Consider the following 18,976-nt stretch of genomic DNA (forward strand, 5'->3'; position numbering starts at 1 on the left):
TAAAAAAGAAGGCTTAAAAAAAAGCCTCCTTTTATGAGTTAAAATATTTGATAAAACCAATTTGTTACATTGTCCCAGATGTTTTGAACAACTTTAAAAACCGTTGAGAACCAATTATCAAAAGAAAATTTTTGATTTAAATTATCAAATTGGTCAATTAAATCAAAACGAAAATACCACAAGCCAAAAATTAGAGCTACTAAAATAAGTAACTTAAAAATAAAAGAGCTTGCTTTTATAAGAATACGTACAGCAATTATAACAACGACTAAAGTAATAAGTAGTTCCATTTTTTAAGCTCCTTCCTTTTCAATGATAACTCATTATAGCGAATTCTTTAAATTTTCTCATCGGACTTAAGATGGAAAAAAACGAACGACAAAAAAAGACGAAACAAAAAATTTGCTTCGTCTTATCGCTACTTACCATCAAGAATGTTCAGACGAACCTTTTTAGGCCCTTCTGTACGTACACCGTAAACAATCGTGCGAATGGCTTTTGCAACTCGACCTTGTTTCCCAATAATACGTCCAATATCTTCTGGAGCAACCGTTAAGTTATATTCAAAGAAATCTTCTGACTCAACCACTTCAAGTTGGACTTGATCTGGATGAGCCACGAGCGGACGAACGATTGTCAAGACTAACTCTTTTAAATCTTTCATGCCTAAGCTCCTTATTTCTTAGTGAATTTTGCTTCATGATGTTTTTTCATAACGCCTTCTTTAGAAAGGATGTTACGAACGGTATCAGAAGGCTGAGCACCTTTTGCTAACCAATCTAAAACTAAATCTTCTTTGATTGTTACTTCAGCTGGGTTAGTTACTGGGTTATAAGTACCGACTGTTTCGATAAAACGTCCATCACGAGGAGAACGAGAATCAGCTACAACAATACGGTAAAAAGGATTTCTTTTAGAACCCATACGTTTCAAACGAATTTTTACTGCCATTATTTACACCTCCGTTGGTCTTAATCACAAGAGTTAGTGTACCAAATTTTCAGACAGGTGTAAAGAGTTTTTTCTTTACACCTTAAAAATATTTTTTAAAAGCGTTTTCTTGTCTTTTTTTTAAGTTTTGCGTTATCATAAACTTATTAAAAAGAGGAGGTTTTTTTGATGACTAAAATCGGCTTTATCGTTGGTAGCTTGCGTGAAGGTTCGTATAACAAAATAACTGCTAAAACATTTGCTAAATTGCTTCCGCCTAATTATGAAGCAGTTTGGATTGAAATTGGAGACTTGCCTTTTTACAATGAAGACTTGGATGTCGATGGAAAAACACCAGAACAATGGATAGATTTCCGGGAAAAAATTGCTACTTGTCAAGGCTTCTTCTTTTTCACACCAGAGTATAATCGCTCGGTGCCTGCTGTCTTAAAAAATGCAATTGACGTCGGCTCTAGACCTTATGGATCAAATGTCTGGGATACAAAACCTGCGCTTGTTGTTTCAGTTTCAATTGGAGCGATTAGTGGCTTTGGTGCCAACCATCATTTACGTCAAGCACTCGCTTTTGTCAATATGCCTACACTTCAACAACCAGAAGCCTACGTCGGAAACGTGACCAATTTACTTGATGACAACGGTGAATATATCACAAGTACCAAAGATTTCTTCCAATTAATTGTTGATAAATATGTTGATTTCTTTGAACGACTCACTAAATAATAATTAAAAACACTTGGTTATTTTAATTCATTTAAAATAACCAAGTGTTTTTATGCTTGTAAAATTTCAGTGATTGCCTCTAAAAGCACTAAACTTAAGTCTAGGGAATGTTCCCAGTACATCATTCCTCGTAAGCCTTTTTCTTTTACATAATTCGCTTTAGCTGCTAGTGAACGGGCATCATCATAAGAAATAAATCGTTCCCCATCAAAATAATAAGGCGCTTGGGCTTGTTCATCCCAAAAAACGAATGCCGCTTGTTTTTTTAGTAAATCGCTCAATTCGTTCCAATCCATTGTCTTATTTCCAAAACTTTGTGCTTGTTTCCCAATTGGTTGTTCTACTTGGCTAGCAAAACCAGACCAAATTCGGCTATAAAAAGCACCACCAATGACGATCTTTTGTGGTTCAACCCCTCTGGCTAATAAATTCTTCACCGCTTGGTCAACACTTAATGCCCCTTCTACTCCCTCATAAGAATATAAATTCGTATGGTGGCCCGCTATTTTGGTAAAACTACCACGCATATCATAAGTCATTACATTGACAAAATCCAAATAATCGATATAACGATAATCACCAATCGGGCACATTGTATCAAGTAATTCCTTTGCCGCACCGATTGCAGCCGTTAATAAGTAAGTCGCTTCCGTTGTTTGACTTAATTGATTTAAAGCGGCTCTTAACTCCGCCACAAAAAACAAAAAATTTTGCGCATCAGCTGGAGAAGCCGCAATGCCAGCTACATCCATCCCGGGATATTCCCAGTCTAAATCAATCCCATTAAAATTATATTTTTGCATGTACGTTAATAAATTTTGAATTAAAATTTCGCGGTTTTCTTTCGTGGCAACGCCTTCAGAAAAGCCACCCGCACTCCAACCACCAATGCTAATACATGTTTTCAGATGCGGATGACTCGCTTTTAATTCATTAATTAAGTGGATTTTTTTTAAATCCCTTACAATTGAAAGCCCCATGATATTAGCAAAAGCGTAATTAATAATCGTGAGTTGTGTCGCGGGGATATCTTCTTTTTCCCAATTTTTATTATCGTCTAGATAAGCAATAATTTCAGTCATTTCATCCCTTCTTTCTTCACTTTATGATAAGCGACTTCCCTTATTCAAACAATGGATTTTTTTATTTATATTAAAAAAAGCTTGCATTTTTTTAGTGTACTAGGTATATTAATACACACAAGGTGTATGACGTGCATTAATACACCTGATAACGCTCTTTGAAAGGAGTTCTTATGGTTACCATTGATAAAACAAGTAGTCGCCCCTATTATGAACAGCTCGTTTTAAGTATTAAGGAGGATATTCTACAAGGAATCTTAGTCCCTGGTGATAAAATACCTTCTGTTCGTGAAATGGCCAAGCAACTGTTGATGAATCCAAATACAATCAGTAAAGCTTACCAAGTTTTAGAAAGCGAACAAATTTTAGTGACTGTCAAAGGCAAAGGTACTTTTGTAAAACAGATTGAAAAAGGAGTGAGGGATTTGCGCCGAATTGAAGAACTACAAGATCAATTTAAAGAACTTGTGATTGAAGCAAAGCATTTGCAAGTCACACAAAGTGAATTAAAGCAATGGTTAAAAGAAGCCGACCTTGAATTAGGAGGTAAAAGAATATGAGAGTCCAACATCTTGATCAAATGATAGACCAAAAAAGTATTTTAAAAGACCTCACCTTTTCCCTTAATAAAAATGAAATTGTCGGTTTAATTGGTCGTAATGGTTCTGGTAAAACCACGATTTTTCAAACAATCGCTGGACAATACCTGTTAAACGATGGTGAATTATTCATTGACGACGTAAACATTGCACAACATCCAGAGAAACGACAAGAAATTTTTTATATTAATGAAAAAGAAAATTTTCTATTGAATTACTCATTAGATAAAATTAATCAGTTTTACCGAGCAGCTTACCCTAAATTTAACCAAGATTTATTTTTAGATTTATTAAAAACCCATCAATTGTCCAAACGCCTCATTTATAAACGGCTTTCTAAAGGGATGCAAGGTTTATTTTTAATGATTTTAGCAATTGCTTCAAATGCCACTTATTTATTACTTGATGAGCCATTTGATGGTCTTGATGTCATTGTTCGAAAGCAAGTGATTGGCCTTTTAGTCGAAAATTTAAGCCAAAGCAATCGAAGTGCTTTAATCGCTTCACATAACCTCAATGAATTAGAGGGGATTATTGACCGCGTACTTGTTTTAAAAGATCAAACAATTGTTCAAGACTACCGTTTAGAAACATTACGCGAGCAAGCCCGAAAGATTCAATTTGTTTTTAAAGCAAAAAAAGTGCCTGAGATTGTTAAGCAACACTCAAAAGTAATTCAAATTCAGGGGCGGGTAGTGACCGCTTTGTTTGAACAATTTCCAGAAGAATTAGCAACGGAAATTTTAAATTACGAACCAATTTTATTTGAAGAACTTCCTTTAACTTTAGAAGATTTATTTGAAGCGAATTTGAGTCGTGTAAAACTAATGGAGGATGAATAATGACGAATCTAAAAAAAATCTATGCCTTACGATATCAGAAAACATTGCTATTTTTATCTGGGCTCATTCTTTTTGTCTATGGTTATAGTAGTGTTGATACAATGAAAGATTGGCAGTGGCGTGATCATTATTACCATTCAGAGGAGTTTATCAACGAGTTTGAAGAGTCGCTTGACACGCGCATTCGCGACTATGATGAAAAAGGGCAACCAATTTACTATAACAATATAAAGGAATTCCAGGATACACAGTTGACCCTTTTCCAGCATTATCCTGAATCTTCCTTGTATTATACTGGGGCTGCTATACCTAGTCGATCTGTTTATTACCCTGGAAAAACATATACTTCTAATTCTAGTTATTTTGTTTTTTTATTTCCAATTGTTTTTTTAGCTGGCTTTGCTTTATTTTTTGTTGATCAAAAGACCAACTTTAATCGCTTATTATTTACTTTGCCAGTGAGCCGCAAACGGTTATTTCTTGATAAATTGCGGTATATTGCTTTACCTTTTGCTGGCGTTTTAGCACTTGGTTCTTTTTTACAAATTTTATTTTATACGTGGGGATTCCCAAGTGAATATGTCAATGCAAGTTTCTTTCAAATGCTTTATTCTGGATTTAGTCATTGGTTGTTACTGATACTTGCCTTTGTACTTGGTCTATTTTTAGGTGTTTTATTAAACCATTTAATTTTAGCGCCTACTTTAATTATCCTTGGTTTTTTTGCATTCTTGTTAGTTAGTGATTTTTACAGGAATTTTGCTTGGATTATCAACCATTATTTTCCAAAGGTTAAGTTTTATGACCTCGATGGTATTTTTGTTATTTGGCCGGGAAAAACAGCCTCTCCTTGGTGGATTATTTTAATGCTAGGATGTGCGATCGCCTTGTTCTTATTCCTGAGTTACGTCATTTTCAAACATCTCTCTCTAGAGAATACCGGTCAACTACTTAGCGTGCCTGATTTTAAACTACCTGTATTTATTACTCTATTTTTGCTCACGTCGATTTGGTTTAATTTAGGGCTATGGGATATCGGCTACAGATTATCAGCAAATTTAAGGTTGCCTTATGAAGAAGTAGCCTTAACGATTCTCTTGTGCCTGTCCATGAGCTTTGGATTAATTTATTATCCAGAGATATACAAAAAATGGCAAAATATTCAAAAAAAAATAGCTTAAAAAATAAGTACCTTGGTTGAATAAACAAACAAAGCCGTGTCTAGATTTTGACACGGCTTTGTTTGTTTATTCTTCTTTATGTTTTACTTTATCAATGAATTCATTCACCTTATGGCTAGCTTCATCGACTAATTCTTCAACCTTTTCTTTTGCTTTTCCGTACTCTTGTTGGATTTTTCCTTTTAGTTCTTCTGATTCATCACCGGTTACTTTCCCTTTCACTTCGGTTACTTTTCCTTTTAATTCTTCTTTATTTGGCATATAAATCCCTCCTCACATATTATGATAACGCTTTCTTTTTAGTTTTGCAAATAAAAAGCGTTGTCTTAAAAAATAATTCACTCTTTGAGACACAATCAAAAAAATACTCTAACGCTAGCAAATGACTAACATTAGAGCACTTTTTTAAGTTTTATTTTCTTTTTTTCTTCTTCTTTTTATTCTTTTTAATCATTTGATTCATGGCCATTTTATTTAACTTCCCTTTAATTCCTGTGCCAAACATTTGATCCATACCCGGAATCGCATTTAAGTTGCCTTTTGTCATTTGCTGCATCATTTTTTGGGATTCTTTGAACTGTTTAATCATCCGATTGACTTCCACAACACTATTACCAGAACCTGCAGCAATTCGGCGACGACGACTTGGATTTAATAAATCTGGATTTTCACGTTCAGCTGGCGTCATCGACAAGACGATGGCTTTTTTACGAGCGACATCTTTTGGATCGACTTTAAAATTCTCCATGCCAGCCATTTGATTCATTCCAGGAATCATTTTTAGTAAATCTTCTAGCGGTCCCATGTTCATAACTTGATCGAGTTGTTCGATAAAATCATTAAAATCAAACGTATTTTCACGCATTTTCGTTGCTAATTCTTCTGCTTTTTTCTCATCAAAATCTTGTTGCGCCTTTTCGATTAAGGTCAACATATCTCCCATGCCTAAAATTCGACTAGACATGCGATCTGGATGGAAAACTTCAAGATCGGTTAATTTTTCGCCAATCCCCGTAAACTTAATTGGCGCCCCCGTTACGGAACGAATGGACAGTGCCGCTCCCCCACGGGTGTCCCCATCAAGTTTTGTAATAATGACCCCAGTAATGCCTAATTGTTGATTAAAACTATCCGCAACATTAACGGCATCTTGCCCAGTCATGGCATCAACTACGAGTAGGATTTCATTTGGTTGAGCAATCTCTTTAATTTGTTTTAACTCATCCATTAAGCGTTCGTCAACATGTAAACGTCCAGCGGTATCAATTAAAACATAGTCATTTTTCTTTTCGCGCGCGTGAGCCATTCCTTGACGAACAATTTCAACCGGACTCACGTCTGTACCTAAATCAAAAACAGGTACGTCTAATTGTTGACCTAAAACTTTTAATTGATCAATCGCTGCTGGACGATAGACGTCACCTGCAATCATTAATGGGCGTGCATTTTCGGTTTTAATTAAGTGATTGGCTAATTTCCCTGTAAAAGTGGTCTTACCTGCCCCTTGCAAACCAACCATCATAATAACCGTTGGGATCTTAGGTGATTTTTGGATACCGACCGTTTCTGATCCAAGCGTTCGGGTTAATTCTTCATCAACAATTTTTACAATTTGTTGGGCGGGTGATAAACTTTCTAAAACTTCTACTCCAATTGCTCGCTCACGAACATTTTTGGTAAATTCTTTGACCACTTGCAAGTTAACGTCGGCTTCTAAAAGAGCCAAACGAATCTCTCGCATCATTTCTTTAATATCTGCTTCTGTCACTTTCCCTTTACGGCGTAACTTACTCATCGCCTGTTGTAAGCGATCGGTTAAACTTTCAAATGCCATTTATTTTCTCAATCCTTTACTCATCAATTTCTTCTAATGCTTTTACGTAATTTGCTAGTGTTTCATCTTTGGGATAATGGCTCCCTAAGTACGCTGATAGTTGTTCTAAAATTTGTTCTCTTGTAACATAATCAGAATAAATATGCAGCTTGCGTTCATAGTCTTCTAAAATTTTTTCGGTTCTTTTAATATTATCATAAACTGCTTGACGACTGATTTCATACTCTTCAGCAATCTCTCCTAAAGAATAATCGTCGGCGTAATACAATTCCATGTAATTCATTTGTTTTTGAGTTAAAAGTGTGGCATAGCATTCGAACAATGCATTCATGCGATTGGTTTTTTCAACTTCCAAACTCTTCCCTCCTTTTTAACCATTGTGCTTCAGAATAAACCGTTAGGCCTTGTTTTATAAAATAAGCTGTTGCAACACCGACTCCTGCCGTTTTAACACCTGAGAAATTACCGTCATAAATCCACTGATTCCCACAAGATGGGCTATTTTCTTTTAAAATTAATGTATCAATTTGGGCTTCTTGTAATTTCTGATAGGCTAAAATAGCACCTTGCTGAAACATTCTTGTCACGTCTTTGCCTTGATTGGTAATGACTTTTGCTTTTCCTTCCCAAACAGCGTAGCCATCGCCACCAACGATTTCAGCCGGATCGCGTGGAACAGGTAATCCACCTAAGACTTCTGGACAAATCATGATTGCCTCATTTTTTAAAACCAGTGATTCTATCGCCGCTATTTTTTGATGTTTGCCATCATAGCGGACTAGGCAACCACCTAAACAAGCACTTACTCCAATCATTTCCTTCCCTACCTTCTTAGCAGTCGCCTTTTATTATATCATTTAATCACGCTTGACCATAGTCCTTCATAGAATTTCATGATAAAATAAAAAGAGATAAATACTTAAAAAAGGAGATTTGAATGAAAAAAATATTAGTGGTTGACGATGAACCGTCAATTGTCACTTTATTAACATTTAATTTAGAAAAAGAAGGGTATCAAGTTTCTTCTGCGACCGATGGAGCAATTGGTCTCCAACTCGCCTTGGAGGGAAATTACGATTTTATTATTTTAGATGTCATGCTCCCTTCCATCGATGGGATTGAAATCACCAAACGGATCCGGCAAGAGAAAATCGACACACCCATTTTAATTTTAACAGCCAAAGATGATCCAATTGATCGCATACTCGGCCTTGAAATTGGAGCAGATGATTATTTAAATAAGCCTTTTAGCCCCCGTGAAGTCCTCGCGCGCATGAAAGCAATCTTTCGCCGAATAAAACTGACTCAACCGGATCCCGTTATAAAAGAAGAGGAAGTAGAAGCTCTTGTAGTAGGAGATATTCGAGCGGACTTAAAATCTTACCAAGTAACAATGAAACAAAAACCGATTATTTTGACACCTAAAGAGTTTGAACTGCTTGTTTATTTTATGCAAAGAAAAGGACGGGTCATTGATCGTGAGACCTTGTTAAACCAAATTTGGAATTTTGATTTTACTGGTCAAACTCGTATCGTTGATGTTCATATCAGCCATTTAAGAGAAAAAATTGAAACAGACCCAAAAAAACCGCAATATTTACTGACGATTCGTGGATTTGGCTATAAATTACAGGAACCAAGTCATGATTAAGCGCTATTTTTCTTTTTATCGCTTTTGGCCACTCCTTCTATTATTACTTTTTTCAAGTGGCTGGTATTTAATTGATAAATTTTACGACCAGCAAGTAATTAATCAACAAGAACGTTACCTCGCAAACAAAGGTGAACTTTTTCTTGAGATTGCCAATCAAAAAATCGAAACACTTGAAAGTTTTATCCAATTAAAAAGCCTTGAAGATAACGAACGTTTAACCGTTCTTGATGAAAAAGGAAACATTCTCTTTGATTCCTTTGACCCAAACCTCAGCGGCCAACGTTCTGATCGCCCGGAAGTACAAGCTATTCTAAAAAACAATACGATTGGACGGGCTTTACGAATGAGCCCAACTTTAAATAAAAAGTTATTATACATTGCTTTACCAATCAAAAAAGAGCAACAAATGATTGGTATTTTACGTTTAGCCGAACCTTTAGAAGATTTTTGGCCAGCTGCCAAAACAATGAAACAAGGGATTTTTTATGTTTATCTTTTATTGTGTAGTTTATTTAGCCTTTTACTTTATCAAGTTTTGCGTCAAAAAAATCGCCCCCTTGAAATTATTTTACCGGTATTAAATAAAATGATTGCAGACCCTGAACATACTGAAACCATTATAGCTAACTCGCCACAATGGGAAAATCTTTACCAGAGTATTAATCAACTTAGTGAACAAATGAGTCAAAATTATCGTAATTACCGCGCAACTGAAAAACAATTTTATTACTTACTAGAAGAATTAACCATTGGAGTTTTCTTAATCAATGCACAACATGAGCTTGTCTTTGCCAACCAAACTTTAAAAAATCAATTTGACTTAAAAACAAAAGTAAAATTGCCTACTCCCTTTGAAGAGTTGTTTCATGACGCGATGTTTATTCAAATGATTTACCAATTATCACACACGCAACCTTTTTTACAACAAAAACTTATTACAGGATCAACGAATTTACGTCTCGATCTTTCTTTGCGCTATTTCCCTGAAACACAACAAATTTTAGGTGTTTCTTACGACTTCACACGTATTCATCAATTAGAGCAAATGCAAAAAGATTTTGTTGCCAATGTTTCTCATGAGTTAAAAACACCCGTGACTTCTTTAATTGGCTTTACTGAAACGTTACTTGATGGTGCAAAAGAAGAGCCAGAAATTTTGACACAATTTTTACAAATTATGCAAAAAGATGCTTATCGTCTCGAAAAATTAATTCAAGAAATTTTACTCCTTTCAAAAGGAGAAGGCGTAACTTTTCCAGAAGAAGAAGTTTTGCTGATTGACTTTTTTCAACAATTAATTACGCGATATGAGTCGGTTATTCAAGAAAAAGAATTACAAGTGGAATTAAAGGGAGAACCAACCTTAACGCTCTCTACAAAATTGGATTTATTTTATCCTATTTTTAAAAATCTGTTTGAAAATGCTTTAAATTATTCTTTAGCAAAAGGGAGCGTTACGATTTGCTTTGAAGAACACCCTTCATCTTATCTTTTCGTTGTTCAAGATACAGGTATTGGTATTTCAAAAGAAGAGCAATCACGCGTTTTTGAGCGCTTTTATCGAGCGGATAAAGCACGTTCAAGGTTGGTTGGAGGCTCTGGCATTGGGCTAGCCATCGTTAAAGATTATGTCGCCCGTTTAGAAGGAACCATTACGCTTGAAAGTTATTTGGGGGTTGGTTCACGTTTTGAAGTCCAACTGCCAAAAACACTCAAAGACCATTCTTAATTGAATGGTCTTTGAGTGTTTTTATTATTGATTTGTTACTTCTCCTTTTGCATCACGGCTAACTGCCATCTTCGTTACTGGTAAGTAACCCAATTTAGGTACAAATTCTGTTTGAAAGGCATCGGATAAAATATAATCTAAAAAAGCTTGAACTTCTTTTGTTGGCTCCCCTTTTGTATACATATGTCCATAAGCCCAAATTTTCCAATCATTTGTTTGAATATTTTCTGCCGTAGGTTCAACACCATCTAATGCCAGTGCTTGAATCGTCTCGTCAATGTATGAAAGAGCTAAATAACTAATTGCTCCTGGCGTTTCAGCGATCATCTTCTTGACGGTACCTGAAGAATCTTGTTCTTGTGCTTGCATTGGCTGTTCACCATCTAAGCCCCATTTTTCAAAAGTCGCGCGCGTCCCACTACCTGATGCACGGTTAATGACGGCAATGGCAAGATCTGCGCCGCCAACGTCTTTCCAATTTGTTACTTTACCTGTAAAAATCGCAATCAATTGTTCTTTACTTAACTCTTTTACATTGGCTTCTTTATTTACCACCGGTGCCATACCGACAACCGCAACTTGAAAATTCTCTAATTCTTCTGCGGGTACGCTCTCTTTTTCATCTGCAAAAACATCTGAATTGCCAATCGTAACTGCACCACTTGAAACTTGACTTAATCCTGTTCCACTACCGCCACCTTGAACAGAAATCTCATAATTTGGATGTTCGCTCATAAAGTTTGTGCCTGCAGTGTCAACGAGTGGTTGAAGTGCTGTTGACCCTACCGCGACAATTTTTACAGGTTCACTATTCTCTCCTCCATTTTGAGAAGCTGTCCCAGATTGGGCACATGCTCCTAGTAATAAACCGAAACTTGCGACGAATAAGCCAATTTTTTTCATTGTTTGTTTTCCCCCTTTTTAATTACAAGATTAGTTTAACAAGCAAATGTAAAGTTCATTTAGTCCATTCGTAAAGATTTCGCTTGAGTTTGTAAAGTTCTTGTAAATAGCCAGTGGAATGAATGAGTAAACTAAAAAAAGGCCCTTGTACCACATATAATTATTAGCATAAGATATTTTTTTCTTTCAATAAAAAAAGGTGTTGCCACTGCCTCTTTACAGTAACAACACCAGATATTATAGATTCTTTAAATATTCAAATACTTTTCTAAACGATTCATCGCTTCTGTTAAAGTTTCCAAGCTGGCAGCATAGCTAATGCGAACATAACCTTCCCCCGCTTGTCCAAAAGCAATCCCTGGAATTATAGCAAGTTGCGCTTTTTCAGCCAAATCAACACAAAAATCCATTGAATTTTGAATATAAGCTGCAGGAATTTTTGCAAAAACATAAAATGCACCTGAAGGTTTTGCGACTTCAAATCCAAACTGCGTCATTTTTTGAAAGATAAAGTCACGACGCTCTTGATAAGCTTCTTTCATCACTTGGCCTTCGTTTATCCCTGTTGTTAGAGCAACATAAGCCGCCTTTTGGGAAATCGTGCTTGCCGCAGTTACTAAATATTGGTGTACTTTTATAATTTCTCTTACATAGTCTTCCGGGCCAAATATAAAGCCAATTCGCCACCCTGTCATTGCATGTGATTTTGATAATCCGTTAATTAAAATCGTTTGTTCCGGTAAAAACTCTGCTATGGAAGTATGCGTTTCGTCATAAACTAATTCACTATAAATTTCGTCACTGACAACAAAAACTTCATATTTTTTCAAAACACTCGCCAATGCTGCGACTTCTTCACGTGAATACGTCACGCCTGTTGGATTACTTGGATAATTTAAAATAACAACCTTTACCGATTGTCCATGTTCTTTTAATGCGGATTCAAGCAATTCAGGTGTTAATACAAATCCAGTCTGACTTGTATCAATATAGACTGGGGTTGCTTTAGCTAAAGTAATAACTGGTTCATAACCAGGATAAATCGGTGTCGGCATTAAGACCTTGTCACCAGCTTCTAACATACTAAACAATGTTGCCGCAATCGCTTCTGTTCCGCCCACTGTCACGATGGCTTCTTTTTGCCAATCATAAGTGACTCCATATTTTTTTTGGACAAACGCACAAGCCACTTCTCTTAACTCAGGTAAGCCAGACATGCCTGTATAATGACTAAAATTATCTGTAATTGCTTTTATTCCCGCTTCTTTTACAACTTCAGGTGTGTCAAAATCCGGTTCACCAAGCGTTAACTTTAATATATTTGGAATCGTAGAAACCCTTTCATCAAATTGACGAATTAAAGAGACCGCAATTTGGTTGACTTGTGGATTTAAACGTTTTTGCAATGGACTCATTCATATCCTCCTTAAAAAATCATGATTGTTGCTATCTTACCATAAAAATGATTAAGATTAAAATATTTTAATCATTTTTCGCTACTTTTCTAATTTTCAAATCGAACCATCGCAAACTTTACCAGTTAAATGAGTTGCAGTCGTCACACTTTTGTTTATGGTAGACGATTTTTTAACTTAAATTAATTGTGAAAAAAGATCGCAAAAGTTCGTTTGACACGAACCTTTGTGATCTAGCAACCCTTAATTTTCAACTAAATGAATTTTTTTAATAATCAATTTATCGAAAAGCTGACTTTGGTTATCCGGTTCGCCAATTACTTCAGCTAAGATACTTTTACCAGCTGGTTTTCCACGATATTGATAGAGCATCTTGCCCGTTTCATTCAATTCGTGAAGCATCTCATTCACGCCTCCAAAACCTGATTTTTTAGTAATGAAGCCCAATGTAACAAGTTTCTCATCTAGATTTTTAGCTGAGATTGAACTGCCTGAGACAATTTCTTTTCGAATTTGATTAAAAAGCTCTTCTAAATAAGGGCTCATTGAAACGCTTGATGCAGGCAAAGCCTCATTTTGCTCTTTTTCTAAAACTACTTTTGCGTTTGATTGATTTTCCAAGATCGCCCGCTTTTCTGCTAATTCTTGTAATAAGGTTTCATATTGTTCTTGGGTCAACATGACGCCAGCAACTTTTTCCCGATTGAATACATATACGCCTGTTCCCGCTTCTCTAGCTTGTTGGAAAACATCCATTGGTGATTTTTTTACTTCTGTAATAGAAGTGGTTGGTACTTCTAGTTTTTTTAAAGGCATCTTCCATTCACTCCTTTTCAACAAAAATATTATACCATAATTATTGATGGACGTTTACTTGAGTTGCTGGATGCTGGCATTGGCATTGACCAGGAATGCAGTTGCAAGCGATTGATTCGACAACCGTTTTACGAGCTAAAACATCTTGTAGCAAAGAAACGTCGGCTTGGGTGAGTGGGACGTCTTCAATAATTTGCGCAAGCGATGACCCCATTCTTTTAGCGCATATATGACCAAAAAGTTCTTCGGTTGCTTGAAAAAGAATTTGGTCTTCTCTTACATTCGCTGAGTAAATAAACTTTTTACCGACTTGATCTGTTTTTAAGGCTTCTTTTTTTACAAGGCGCCCTAATAAGGTTTTTATGGTTGCTAACTTCCACTGCATTTTATCGCCTAAAATTTGTTCAATCGTGGTCGCGTCCACTTGACCTTTTGTCCAAACGACACGCATAATTTCCCATTCGGCATCGCTTATCCGAATCGTCTCTTCAATCTTTGTCATCTACAAAACAACCTTTCCACACGTTCTTCTCGTTTAGTTTACACCTGTAATCTTTTCTTGTCAAAAAAGACACTTTTAAAAATAAAAGTGTCTTTCTTTTGATTAAAAATGGACTTGATACGTCGTTTCTTGGCGGTAAGGTTCATTTGGTCGCAACACGATATCACCAAATTGAGCATATTTTTCAGTTCCAGGTACGGCTTGTGTTTCGATAGCCAGACTACCATGATTAGTTAAGCGGCCAGTTTTCATTTGAGTATCCGCTTCATTTTCTCCAGTTGTATATAAAACAACCGCTGGAGCCGTTGTCGCGACACTTAAGCGAACTTTTTGATCCGGACTAACTAAAACTAAATCTTCTTTTTGCTCATGATGAAGTAAGAATGGATCGTCTAATAAAGTTGTGCCAATTTGTTTTGCCTTGAGAAAGTCAAATTTTGTATCCATTACTGGCAATGTTTTACCGTTTGTCGTAACGTCGGCGTTCGTTTGTGCGACTTCTTTTGCATTCACTTGTAAATAGTGAAAGTCAATTGGCTCTGACGCTTGACCCGTTAAATTAAAATAACCATGATTGGTTAAATTAAATAAGGTTTTTTGATCCGTCTTTGCAAAATAACTTAAACGTAACGTGTTTTCTTCATTCAATGCATACGTTACCTCGACTTGAATATTACCAGGAAATCCTCCGGTACCATCGGCAACTTCTAATGAAAAAACAACACCCGCTTCGGTTTCATTTTGAAAGGTTTTCACCTGCCATTTTTTAGTATCATAACCAGTAGAACCACCATGTAACGTATTGCCTTGTTCGTTTGCTTCACTATGATATATTTTCCCATCAAGTTCAAACTGAGCGCCTGCAATTCTACCCGCAACCGGGCCAATCGTCGCACCATAATAACGTGCTTTTTGGTGATCAACTAAAGATTCATAGCCAACAACTAAATCACGTGGTTGACCATCCACTAAAACAATCCACTCGTAAAGCCTTGCGCCATCGGCAATCACAGAGACTTCCACTTGGTTTTCATTATATAAAGTATAGACTGTTCCAACATTTTTTCTTTCTTCGCTTCTAACTTTCGGCATTTTCCATTCTCCTTTTATGAAAAGCTTTTCATGAGTAAAGTATAGACAATTTAACTTGTTTCTGTCAATGTTGTTTAAAATATTACTACTCTTGCCAGCTACAAGACCAGCAAGAAAGCCAATCTAGCACTAAAAACAACCCAAAACCTAGACCACTTAAAATTAAAATTCCTCCATACATGGCTGGATAATCCATGCGTGTCCAAGAATCCATAATCAGATAGCCCATGCCATATTCCGTACCATAATTTTCTGTAAAAAATAAAATAGACAAAGCCGTCCCCAAGGAAATACGGATTGCACTTAAAACGCTTGGGATAGTCGCCGGAATTGTAATTTGGATTAATTGTCGAAGCGAACTCGCTTGTAACGTTTGGTAAACCTTATAATAATCGCTAGGAATTTGACGAATCGCATCACGCACCGCCACGGTTACTTGGGGATAAACAATCAAAACGATCATAACCACTTTGGACGTATCTCCTAGCCCACCGAGCAACATGACAACTGGTAACAGCGCCATTTTAGGAATCGGATAGGTTAAATAAATGAGCGCATCGAAAAAAGCACGACCTTTGGTACAACGCCCAATAAGTAAGCCACTCAAAAAACCAAAACTACTTGCAATAAAAAGACCGAAAAAAATGCGAAATAAGCTTGCTTTTAAATGCCAAAGTAGTTGTTTTTCCACTAAATAGGGCAAGCGAGCAATCACTGTTAACGGATTTGGTAATAATGGCTTATTAAGTAAGTGCGCACTTAAAAACCAAACGCCAAAAAAAAGGAGAATAGCACCGACGCCACTTAGCAGGCCACTCCATCGTTTTTTATTCACGCCTCAATCTCCTTCCTTAATGCTTGAACCGTTTCAAAAAGTTGGAGCGATTGACGGTTTTTAATTAGGTCTAATTTATTCGAAAATGGACTCGGAATACGTTTTTTGATTTGACCTGGATTGGCGGCCATCACAATCACTTCATCTGCTAATAAGACTGCTTCTTCAATATCATGTGTCACAAATACAGTTAGTGGCTGACTCGCTTGCCAACAGTTCAAAAATAGCTGCTGGGCTTTTTCACGCGTAAACGCATCAAGAGCTGAAAATGGTTCATCCATCAAAAAGATGGCACTCTGAGAAGCGAAACAACGGGCAATCGCTACCCGTTGTTTTTGTCCACCACTGAGTTGCTTGGGGTATTTTTTCAAGTGTGAAGCTAGACCCATCTCTTCAACCAAATACTTAATTTCAGTTTTTTCAGCGCTCGTCAATGCACGCTTACGACTAATGGTAGCTCCTGTCAGTACAGCTTTTTCAACCGTTTGCCATGGTAGCAGCCCGTAATCTTGGGGCACTAATGAAACAATCACTTCTTTCATTGGCATTTGATCAAACAAAATTGCACCGCTTGTTACTTTTTGAACCCCAGCAATTTGTTCAAGCAACGTTGTCTTGCCCGCTCCAGAAGGCCCAATCAGACTATAAATTTTTCCCTCATCTAATTTTAAATTTATCTGATTTAAAATGATTTGGTTCTCAACTTGATAAGAAACATTTTGAACTTCTAAAGATCTATTGGAAATAAACATTACTTAAAACGTCTTTCGGTTCAATTTCTTTTTCTAGCAAGCCTTTTTCAACCGCCCAAGCAAAGGCCTCTTTAATATCTGTTTCTTTTGTTTGGAATGCTTTTTGGTACGTTGGCACGTTAATTTGATCTTTTAGTGTTTCCGGAAAACCAATTTCATCAATAAATAATTGAAGATATTCCGATTGTTCATGTGTATTCATCCAATCAACGGCGTCATTATAAGCCTCATACATTCCTTTAATTGCTGCTGCTTTTTCATCAATGATGGCTTGTGGAAATGTCAATGCAAATAAATTAATTCCTAAATCAAGCGTTGACCCCAAATTATGCATCCCTTGTGTGACGGTCATTGTGACGAAGGGTTCTGGTAAGACAGCGGCACTTGCTTGATCATTTGTTAACAATTCAACACGTGCGGGTACTTGAGGTACTTCAACCATTTGGACTTCAGAAGTTTGTAAACCAGCTTGTTCTAAAAACTTCTCAGCTACAAATTCAGGACCTTGATTTTTTAAAATCACCACTTCTTTTCCTTTTAAGTCAGCCACGGTTTGAATCTCTTTTGCTCCAATAAAATCAAACTGCCCCTGAGTAGCGCTTGTAATCTTAACATCCATCCCACCTTGTAAATACGTTGCAAAAGAAATTAAATCGGCATTAATCCCATCAACCGCTCCTGCTTGAAAAGCCGCATCTCGATCTTTTCCAGATTTAAAAGCTTCAATCTGTAATTCAACGCCATGGTCTTTATCAAAGCCTTGCTCATGAGCAATAATTAAAGGGATGTTATCCATCGACGGCATGACCCCAATTTTTAATGGTGTGAAGCTTTCTGAGATGGTTTCGACTTGTTTTGAAGTTTCTGTTTGGCTTTCTGATTTTTTTGTTTCACTTCCACAGGCACTTAAAGTTAGTAATAGTACTGCAGAAAAACCAATTAAAATTCTTTTCATAAAAAATTCCTACCTTTCATTTGTGAACTATTTCATTTTACCATGATTTTCAATTTTGAAAAGAGACTTTTTACCCTTTAAATAACAAAAATGATTGATTAACTTTCTTAATTGGCGTTTCTTACAGGCCGGAGTTAACCTAAAAAAACACTCTGGCATCCTATCCTTTAGTTTGCCAGGAGTGTTTACTTTTTCCATATTCTTTTCATTTTTAATGATAAGCGTTTAATTGGACCTTTGCGTTCTTTAATTTGTCCGTAGACGAACTCTTCTACCACAGCATTGATGATTCCACCCAAGATAATAATCATCGCTGCAAAGTTTAACCACAACATTAAAACAATAAAACTCCCAATAATTTGATAAGCACTTAACCGCGATGCAAAATAACGGGCATAAATACCAAACCCTTGGGACAATACCATCCAACCAATCGTTGCAAAAAAAGCACCCGGTAAGATGGAGCGTAAATGAACTTTTACATTCGGAATAACACTATAAATGACCGCCATCAAGGTAAGGAGTGCGACAACCGTTAATGGCCACTTGACCGTCTGAAAGGTTGAAATCCAATGATCAGAAAATAAAAAAATTGGTTGAAGTTGGTCCAAAATAAGCTTCCCAGCTCCAACAACAATCGTTACCCCAACAATGGCCAGCAGTAAAACAAAAACGGTCAAAACCGAAACAATCCGGACAATGATAAAATTCTCTCGGTTTTTTACGCCATATGCCTTATTCAAAGCGAGTTGCAAAGCATTCATACTTACGCTTGCTGACCATAACGTTAAGAGGGCTGAAAATGATAGTAAGCTACCCGAACTTTGCGTTAAGAGGTCTTGAATTGCTGGACCTAAAAATTCATAAATCGGTTCAGGAATGACTTCTTGCAAGTAAGGCATAATCGTATTGGGATTAATTTGTAAAAAAGGCAAGACGTTTCCAACGGCAATTAATAAAGGAAACAAAGATAATAATAAGTAATACGCAATGACAATCGAACCTTGTGTCATTTCAGATTCCTTTATCCTGATTTGAACCGTTGATAAAAATCGTTTCGTTTTTTCTTGTTTAAAAAAATGGATCAATTTTTTCATTGCCGACTCCTTTTTAG

23 protein-coding genes are annotated in these 18,976 nt (G+C 36.4%); 6 read left to right on the forward strand and 17 right to left on the reverse strand.

Going from position 1 to position 18,976, the window contains the following annotated elements; all coding sequences use genetic code 11:
• Window positions 1-38 precede the first annotated feature (38 nt).
• The 3 genes from JOD14_RS01380 to rpsP form a co-directional block, all read right to left on the reverse strand.
• Window positions 39-290, reverse strand: coding sequence for a hypothetical protein (locus JOD14_RS01380; protein WP_204652899.1), 252 nt, complete (start codon window positions 288-290; stop codon window positions 39-41).
• 128 nt (window positions 291-418) lie between these two features.
• Window positions 419-664, reverse strand: a complete 246-nt coding sequence (locus tag JOD14_RS01385; RefSeq protein WP_204652900.1) for a KH domain-containing protein — start codon at window positions 662-664, stop codon at window positions 419-421.
• An 11-nt stretch (window positions 665-675) separates the two neighbouring features.
• On the reverse strand, window positions 676-951 hold the full coding sequence (rpsP, locus tag JOD14_RS01390) for a 30S ribosomal protein S16 (protein ID WP_204652901.1): 276 nt from the start codon (window positions 949-951) through the stop codon (window positions 676-678).
• 165 nt (window positions 952-1,116) lie between these two features.
• Between rpsP and JOD14_RS01395 the strand changes: the two genes are divergently transcribed.
• Complete coding sequence (locus tag JOD14_RS01395; protein WP_275581262.1) at window positions 1,117-1,671, forward strand: NADPH-dependent FMN reductase; 555 nt, start codon at window positions 1,117-1,119, stop codon at window positions 1,669-1,671.
• 50 nt (window positions 1,672-1,721) lie between these two features.
• Here JOD14_RS01395 and JOD14_RS01400 read toward each other — a convergent pair whose 3' ends face one another.
• A complete protein-coding gene (locus tag JOD14_RS01400) occupies window positions 1,722-2,753 on the reverse strand; it encodes a glycoside hydrolase family 18 protein (RefSeq protein WP_204652903.1) in 1,032 nt (343 codons plus the stop codon).
• 173 nt (window positions 2,754-2,926) lie between these two features.
• Between JOD14_RS01400 and JOD14_RS01405 the strand changes: the two genes are divergently transcribed.
• From JOD14_RS01405 to JOD14_RS01415, 3 genes are read left to right on the forward strand one after another with little or no spacing between them, the layout of a single operon-like run.
• Complete coding sequence (locus JOD14_RS01405; RefSeq protein ID WP_204652904.1) at window positions 2,927-3,313, forward strand: GntR family transcriptional regulator; 387 nt, start codon at window positions 2,927-2,929, stop codon at window positions 3,311-3,313.
• On the forward strand, window positions 3,310-4,194 hold the full coding sequence (locus tag JOD14_RS01410; protein ID WP_204652905.1) for an ATP-binding cassette domain-containing protein: 885 nt from the start codon (window positions 3,310-3,312) through the stop codon (window positions 4,192-4,194). Before JOD14_RS01405 ends, JOD14_RS01410 begins: the two co-directional genes overlap by 4 nt.
• A complete protein-coding gene (locus JOD14_RS01415) occupies window positions 4,194-5,375 on the forward strand; it encodes a hypothetical protein (RefSeq protein WP_204652906.1) in 1,182 nt (393 codons plus the stop codon). Before JOD14_RS01410 ends, JOD14_RS01415 begins: the two co-directional genes overlap by 1 nt.
• Window positions 5,376-5,441: 66 nt before the next feature.
• Here the strand turns inward: JOD14_RS01415 and JOD14_RS01420 are convergent, their stop codons facing one another.
• The 4 genes from JOD14_RS01420 to JOD14_RS01435 all read right to left on the reverse strand — a co-directional run bounded on the left by JOD14_RS01420 (window position 5,442) and on the right by JOD14_RS01435 (window position 8,024).
• Complete coding sequence (locus tag JOD14_RS01420; protein ID WP_204652907.1) at window positions 5,442-5,636, reverse strand: CsbD family protein; 195 nt, start codon at window positions 5,634-5,636, stop codon at window positions 5,442-5,444.
• Window positions 5,637-5,787: 151 nt separating this feature from the next.
• Entirely contained in the window at window positions 5,788-7,209 is a 1,422-nt protein-coding gene (gene ffh / locus JOD14_RS01425; protein ID WP_204652908.1) for a signal recognition particle protein, read from the reverse strand.
• Window positions 7,210-7,225: 16 nt separating this feature from the next.
• Window positions 7,226-7,564 (reverse strand): putative DNA-binding protein, encoded by a 339-nt coding sequence (locus tag JOD14_RS01430; RefSeq protein ID WP_204652909.1) that lies wholly within the window; start codon window positions 7,562-7,564, stop codon window positions 7,226-7,228.
• Window positions 7,554-8,024 (reverse strand): 2-thiouracil desulfurase family protein, encoded by a 471-nt coding sequence (locus tag JOD14_RS01435; protein ID WP_204652910.1) that lies wholly within the window; start codon window positions 8,022-8,024, stop codon window positions 7,554-7,556. Before JOD14_RS01435 ends, JOD14_RS01430 begins: the two co-directional genes overlap by 11 nt.
• Window positions 8,025-8,146: 122 nt before the next feature.
• On the opposite strand from JOD14_RS01435, the gene JOD14_RS01440 reads away from it, so the two are divergent.
• Both JOD14_RS01440 and JOD14_RS01445 read left to right on the forward strand, forming a co-directional pair.
• Window positions 8,147-8,860 carry a response regulator transcription factor gene (locus JOD14_RS01440; protein ID WP_204652911.1) on the forward strand — a complete coding sequence of 238 codons (714 nt, stop codon included), beginning with the start codon at window positions 8,147-8,149 and terminating at the stop codon, window positions 8,858-8,860.
• Complete coding sequence (locus JOD14_RS01445) at window positions 8,853-10,592, forward strand: sensor histidine kinase (RefSeq protein ID WP_204652912.1); 1,740 nt, start codon at window positions 8,853-8,855, stop codon at window positions 10,590-10,592. The genes JOD14_RS01440 and JOD14_RS01445 overlap by 8 nt, the downstream gene beginning before the upstream one ends.
• A gap of 24 nt (window positions 10,593-10,616) precedes the next feature.
• On the opposite strand, the gene JOD14_RS01450 is transcribed toward JOD14_RS01445, so the two are convergent.
• From JOD14_RS01450 to JOD14_RS01490, 9 genes are all read right to left on the reverse strand, one after another.
• Window positions 10,617-11,495 (reverse strand): phosphate ABC transporter substrate-binding protein, encoded by an 879-nt coding sequence (locus JOD14_RS01450; RefSeq protein WP_204652913.1) that lies wholly within the window; start codon window positions 11,493-11,495, stop codon window positions 10,617-10,619.
• Window positions 11,496-11,743: 248 nt separating this feature from the next.
• Window positions 11,744-12,910, reverse strand: coding sequence for a pyridoxal phosphate-dependent aminotransferase (locus tag JOD14_RS01455; protein WP_204652914.1), 1,167 nt, complete (start codon window positions 12,908-12,910; stop codon window positions 11,744-11,746).
• A 243-nt stretch (window positions 12,911-13,153) separates the two neighbouring features.
• Window positions 13,154-13,726: a type II toxin-antitoxin system Phd/YefM family antitoxin gene (locus JOD14_RS01460; RefSeq protein WP_204652915.1), complete on the reverse strand. Its 573-nt coding sequence runs from the start codon at window positions 13,724-13,726 to the stop codon at window positions 13,154-13,156.
• 40 nt (window positions 13,727-13,766) lie between these two features.
• Window positions 13,767-14,228 (reverse strand): CopY/TcrY family copper transport repressor, encoded by a 462-nt coding sequence (locus tag JOD14_RS01465; RefSeq protein ID WP_204652916.1) that lies wholly within the window; start codon window positions 14,226-14,228, stop codon window positions 13,767-13,769.
• Between the two features lie 102 nt (window positions 14,229-14,330).
• Entirely contained in the window at window positions 14,331-15,320 is a 990-nt protein-coding gene (locus JOD14_RS01470; RefSeq protein WP_204652917.1) for an aldose epimerase family protein, read from the reverse strand.
• 85 nt (window positions 15,321-15,405) lie between these two features.
• Entirely contained in the window at window positions 15,406-16,155 is a 750-nt protein-coding gene (locus JOD14_RS01475; protein ID WP_204652918.1) for an ABC transporter permease subunit, read from the reverse strand.
• On the reverse strand, window positions 16,152-16,907 hold the full coding sequence (locus JOD14_RS01480; RefSeq protein ID WP_204652919.1) for an ABC transporter ATP-binding protein: 756 nt from the start codon (window positions 16,905-16,907) through the stop codon (window positions 16,152-16,154). The genes JOD14_RS01475 and JOD14_RS01480 overlap by 4 nt, the downstream gene beginning before the upstream one ends.
• Window positions 16,891-17,862 carry an ABC transporter substrate-binding protein gene (locus JOD14_RS01485; protein WP_204652920.1) on the reverse strand — a complete coding sequence of 324 codons (972 nt, stop codon included), beginning with the start codon at window positions 17,860-17,862 and terminating at the stop codon, window positions 16,891-16,893. The genes JOD14_RS01480 and JOD14_RS01485 overlap by 17 nt, the downstream gene beginning before the upstream one ends.
• A 185-nt stretch (window positions 17,863-18,047) precedes the next feature.
• Window positions 18,048-18,959, reverse strand: a complete 912-nt coding sequence (locus JOD14_RS01490) for a YihY/virulence factor BrkB family protein (protein ID WP_204652921.1) — start codon at window positions 18,957-18,959, stop codon at window positions 18,048-18,050.
• Window positions 18,960-18,976: the final 17 nt, after the last annotated feature.

The organism is Enterococcus lemanii (assembly GCF_016909125.1).
Classification (GTDB): domain Bacteria; phylum Bacillota; class Bacilli; order Lactobacillales; family Enterococcaceae; genus Enterococcus_I; species Enterococcus_I lemanii.

Excerpts from the sequence above, each read along its gene's own strand:
- JOD14_RS01380 (WP_204652899.1), bottom strand. The coding sequence starts at position 290 with ATGGAACTACTTATTACTTTAGTCGTTGTTATAATTGCTGTACGTATT.
- JOD14_RS01385 (WP_204652900.1), bottom strand. The coding sequence starts at position 664 with ATGAAAGATTTAAAAGAGTTAGTCTTGACAATCGTTCGTCCGCTCGTG.
- rpsP (WP_204652901.1), bottom strand. The coding sequence starts at position 951 with ATGGCAGTAAAAATTCGTTTGAAACGTATGGGTTCTAAAAGAAATCCT.
- JOD14_RS01400 (WP_204652903.1), bottom strand. The coding sequence starts at position 2,753 with ATGACTGAAATTATTGCTTATCTAGACGATAATAAAAATTGGGAAAAA.
- JOD14_RS01405 (WP_204652904.1), top strand. The coding sequence starts at position 2,927 with ATGGTTACCATTGATAAAACAAGTAGTCGCCCCTATTATGAACAGCTC.
- JOD14_RS01410 (WP_204652905.1), top strand. The coding sequence starts at position 3,310 with ATGAGAGTCCAACATCTTGATCAAATGATAGACCAAAAAAGTATTTTA.
- JOD14_RS01415 (WP_204652906.1), top strand. The coding sequence starts at position 4,194 with ATGACGAATCTAAAAAAAATCTATGCCTTACGATATCAGAAAACATTG.
- JOD14_RS01420 (WP_204652907.1), bottom strand. The coding sequence starts at position 5,636 with ATGCCAAATAAAGAAGAATTAAAAGGAAAAGTAACCGAAGTGAAAGGG.
- ffh (WP_204652908.1), bottom strand. The coding sequence starts at position 7,209 with ATGGCATTTGAAAGTTTAACCGATCGCTTACAACAGGCGATGAGTAAG.
- JOD14_RS01435 (WP_204652910.1), bottom strand. The coding sequence starts at position 8,024 with ATGATTGGAGTAAGTGCTTGTTTAGGTGGTTGCCTAGTCCGCTATGAT.
- JOD14_RS01440 (WP_204652911.1), top strand. The coding sequence starts at position 8,147 with ATGAAAAAAATATTAGTGGTTGACGATGAACCGTCAATTGTCACTTTA.
- JOD14_RS01445 (WP_204652912.1), top strand. The coding sequence starts at position 8,853 with ATGATTAAGCGCTATTTTTCTTTTTATCGCTTTTGGCCACTCCTTCTA.
- JOD14_RS01450 (WP_204652913.1), bottom strand. The coding sequence starts at position 11,495 with ATGAAAAAAATTGGCTTATTCGTCGCAAGTTTCGGTTTATTACTAGGA.
- JOD14_RS01455 (WP_204652914.1), bottom strand. The coding sequence starts at position 12,910 with ATGAGTCCATTGCAAAAACGTTTAAATCCACAAGTCAACCAAATTGCG.
- JOD14_RS01460 (WP_204652915.1), bottom strand. The coding sequence starts at position 13,726 with ATGCCTTTAAAAAAACTAGAAGTACCAACCACTTCTATTACAGAAGTA.
- JOD14_RS01465 (WP_204652916.1), bottom strand. The coding sequence starts at position 14,228 with ATGACAAAGATTGAAGAGACGATTCGGATAAGCGATGCCGAATGGGAA.
- JOD14_RS01470 (WP_204652917.1), bottom strand. The coding sequence starts at position 15,320 with ATGCCGAAAGTTAGAAGCGAAGAAAGAAAAAATGTTGGAACAGTCTAT.
- JOD14_RS01480 (WP_204652919.1), bottom strand. The coding sequence starts at position 16,907 with ATGTTTATTTCCAATAGATCTTTAGAAGTTCAAAATGTTTCTTATCAA.
- JOD14_RS01485 (WP_204652920.1), bottom strand. The coding sequence starts at position 17,862 with ATGAAAAGAATTTTAATTGGTTTTTCTGCAGTACTATTACTAACTTTA.
- JOD14_RS01490 (WP_204652921.1), bottom strand. The coding sequence starts at position 18,959 with ATGAAAAAATTGATCCATTTTTTTAAACAAGAAAAAACGAAACGATTT.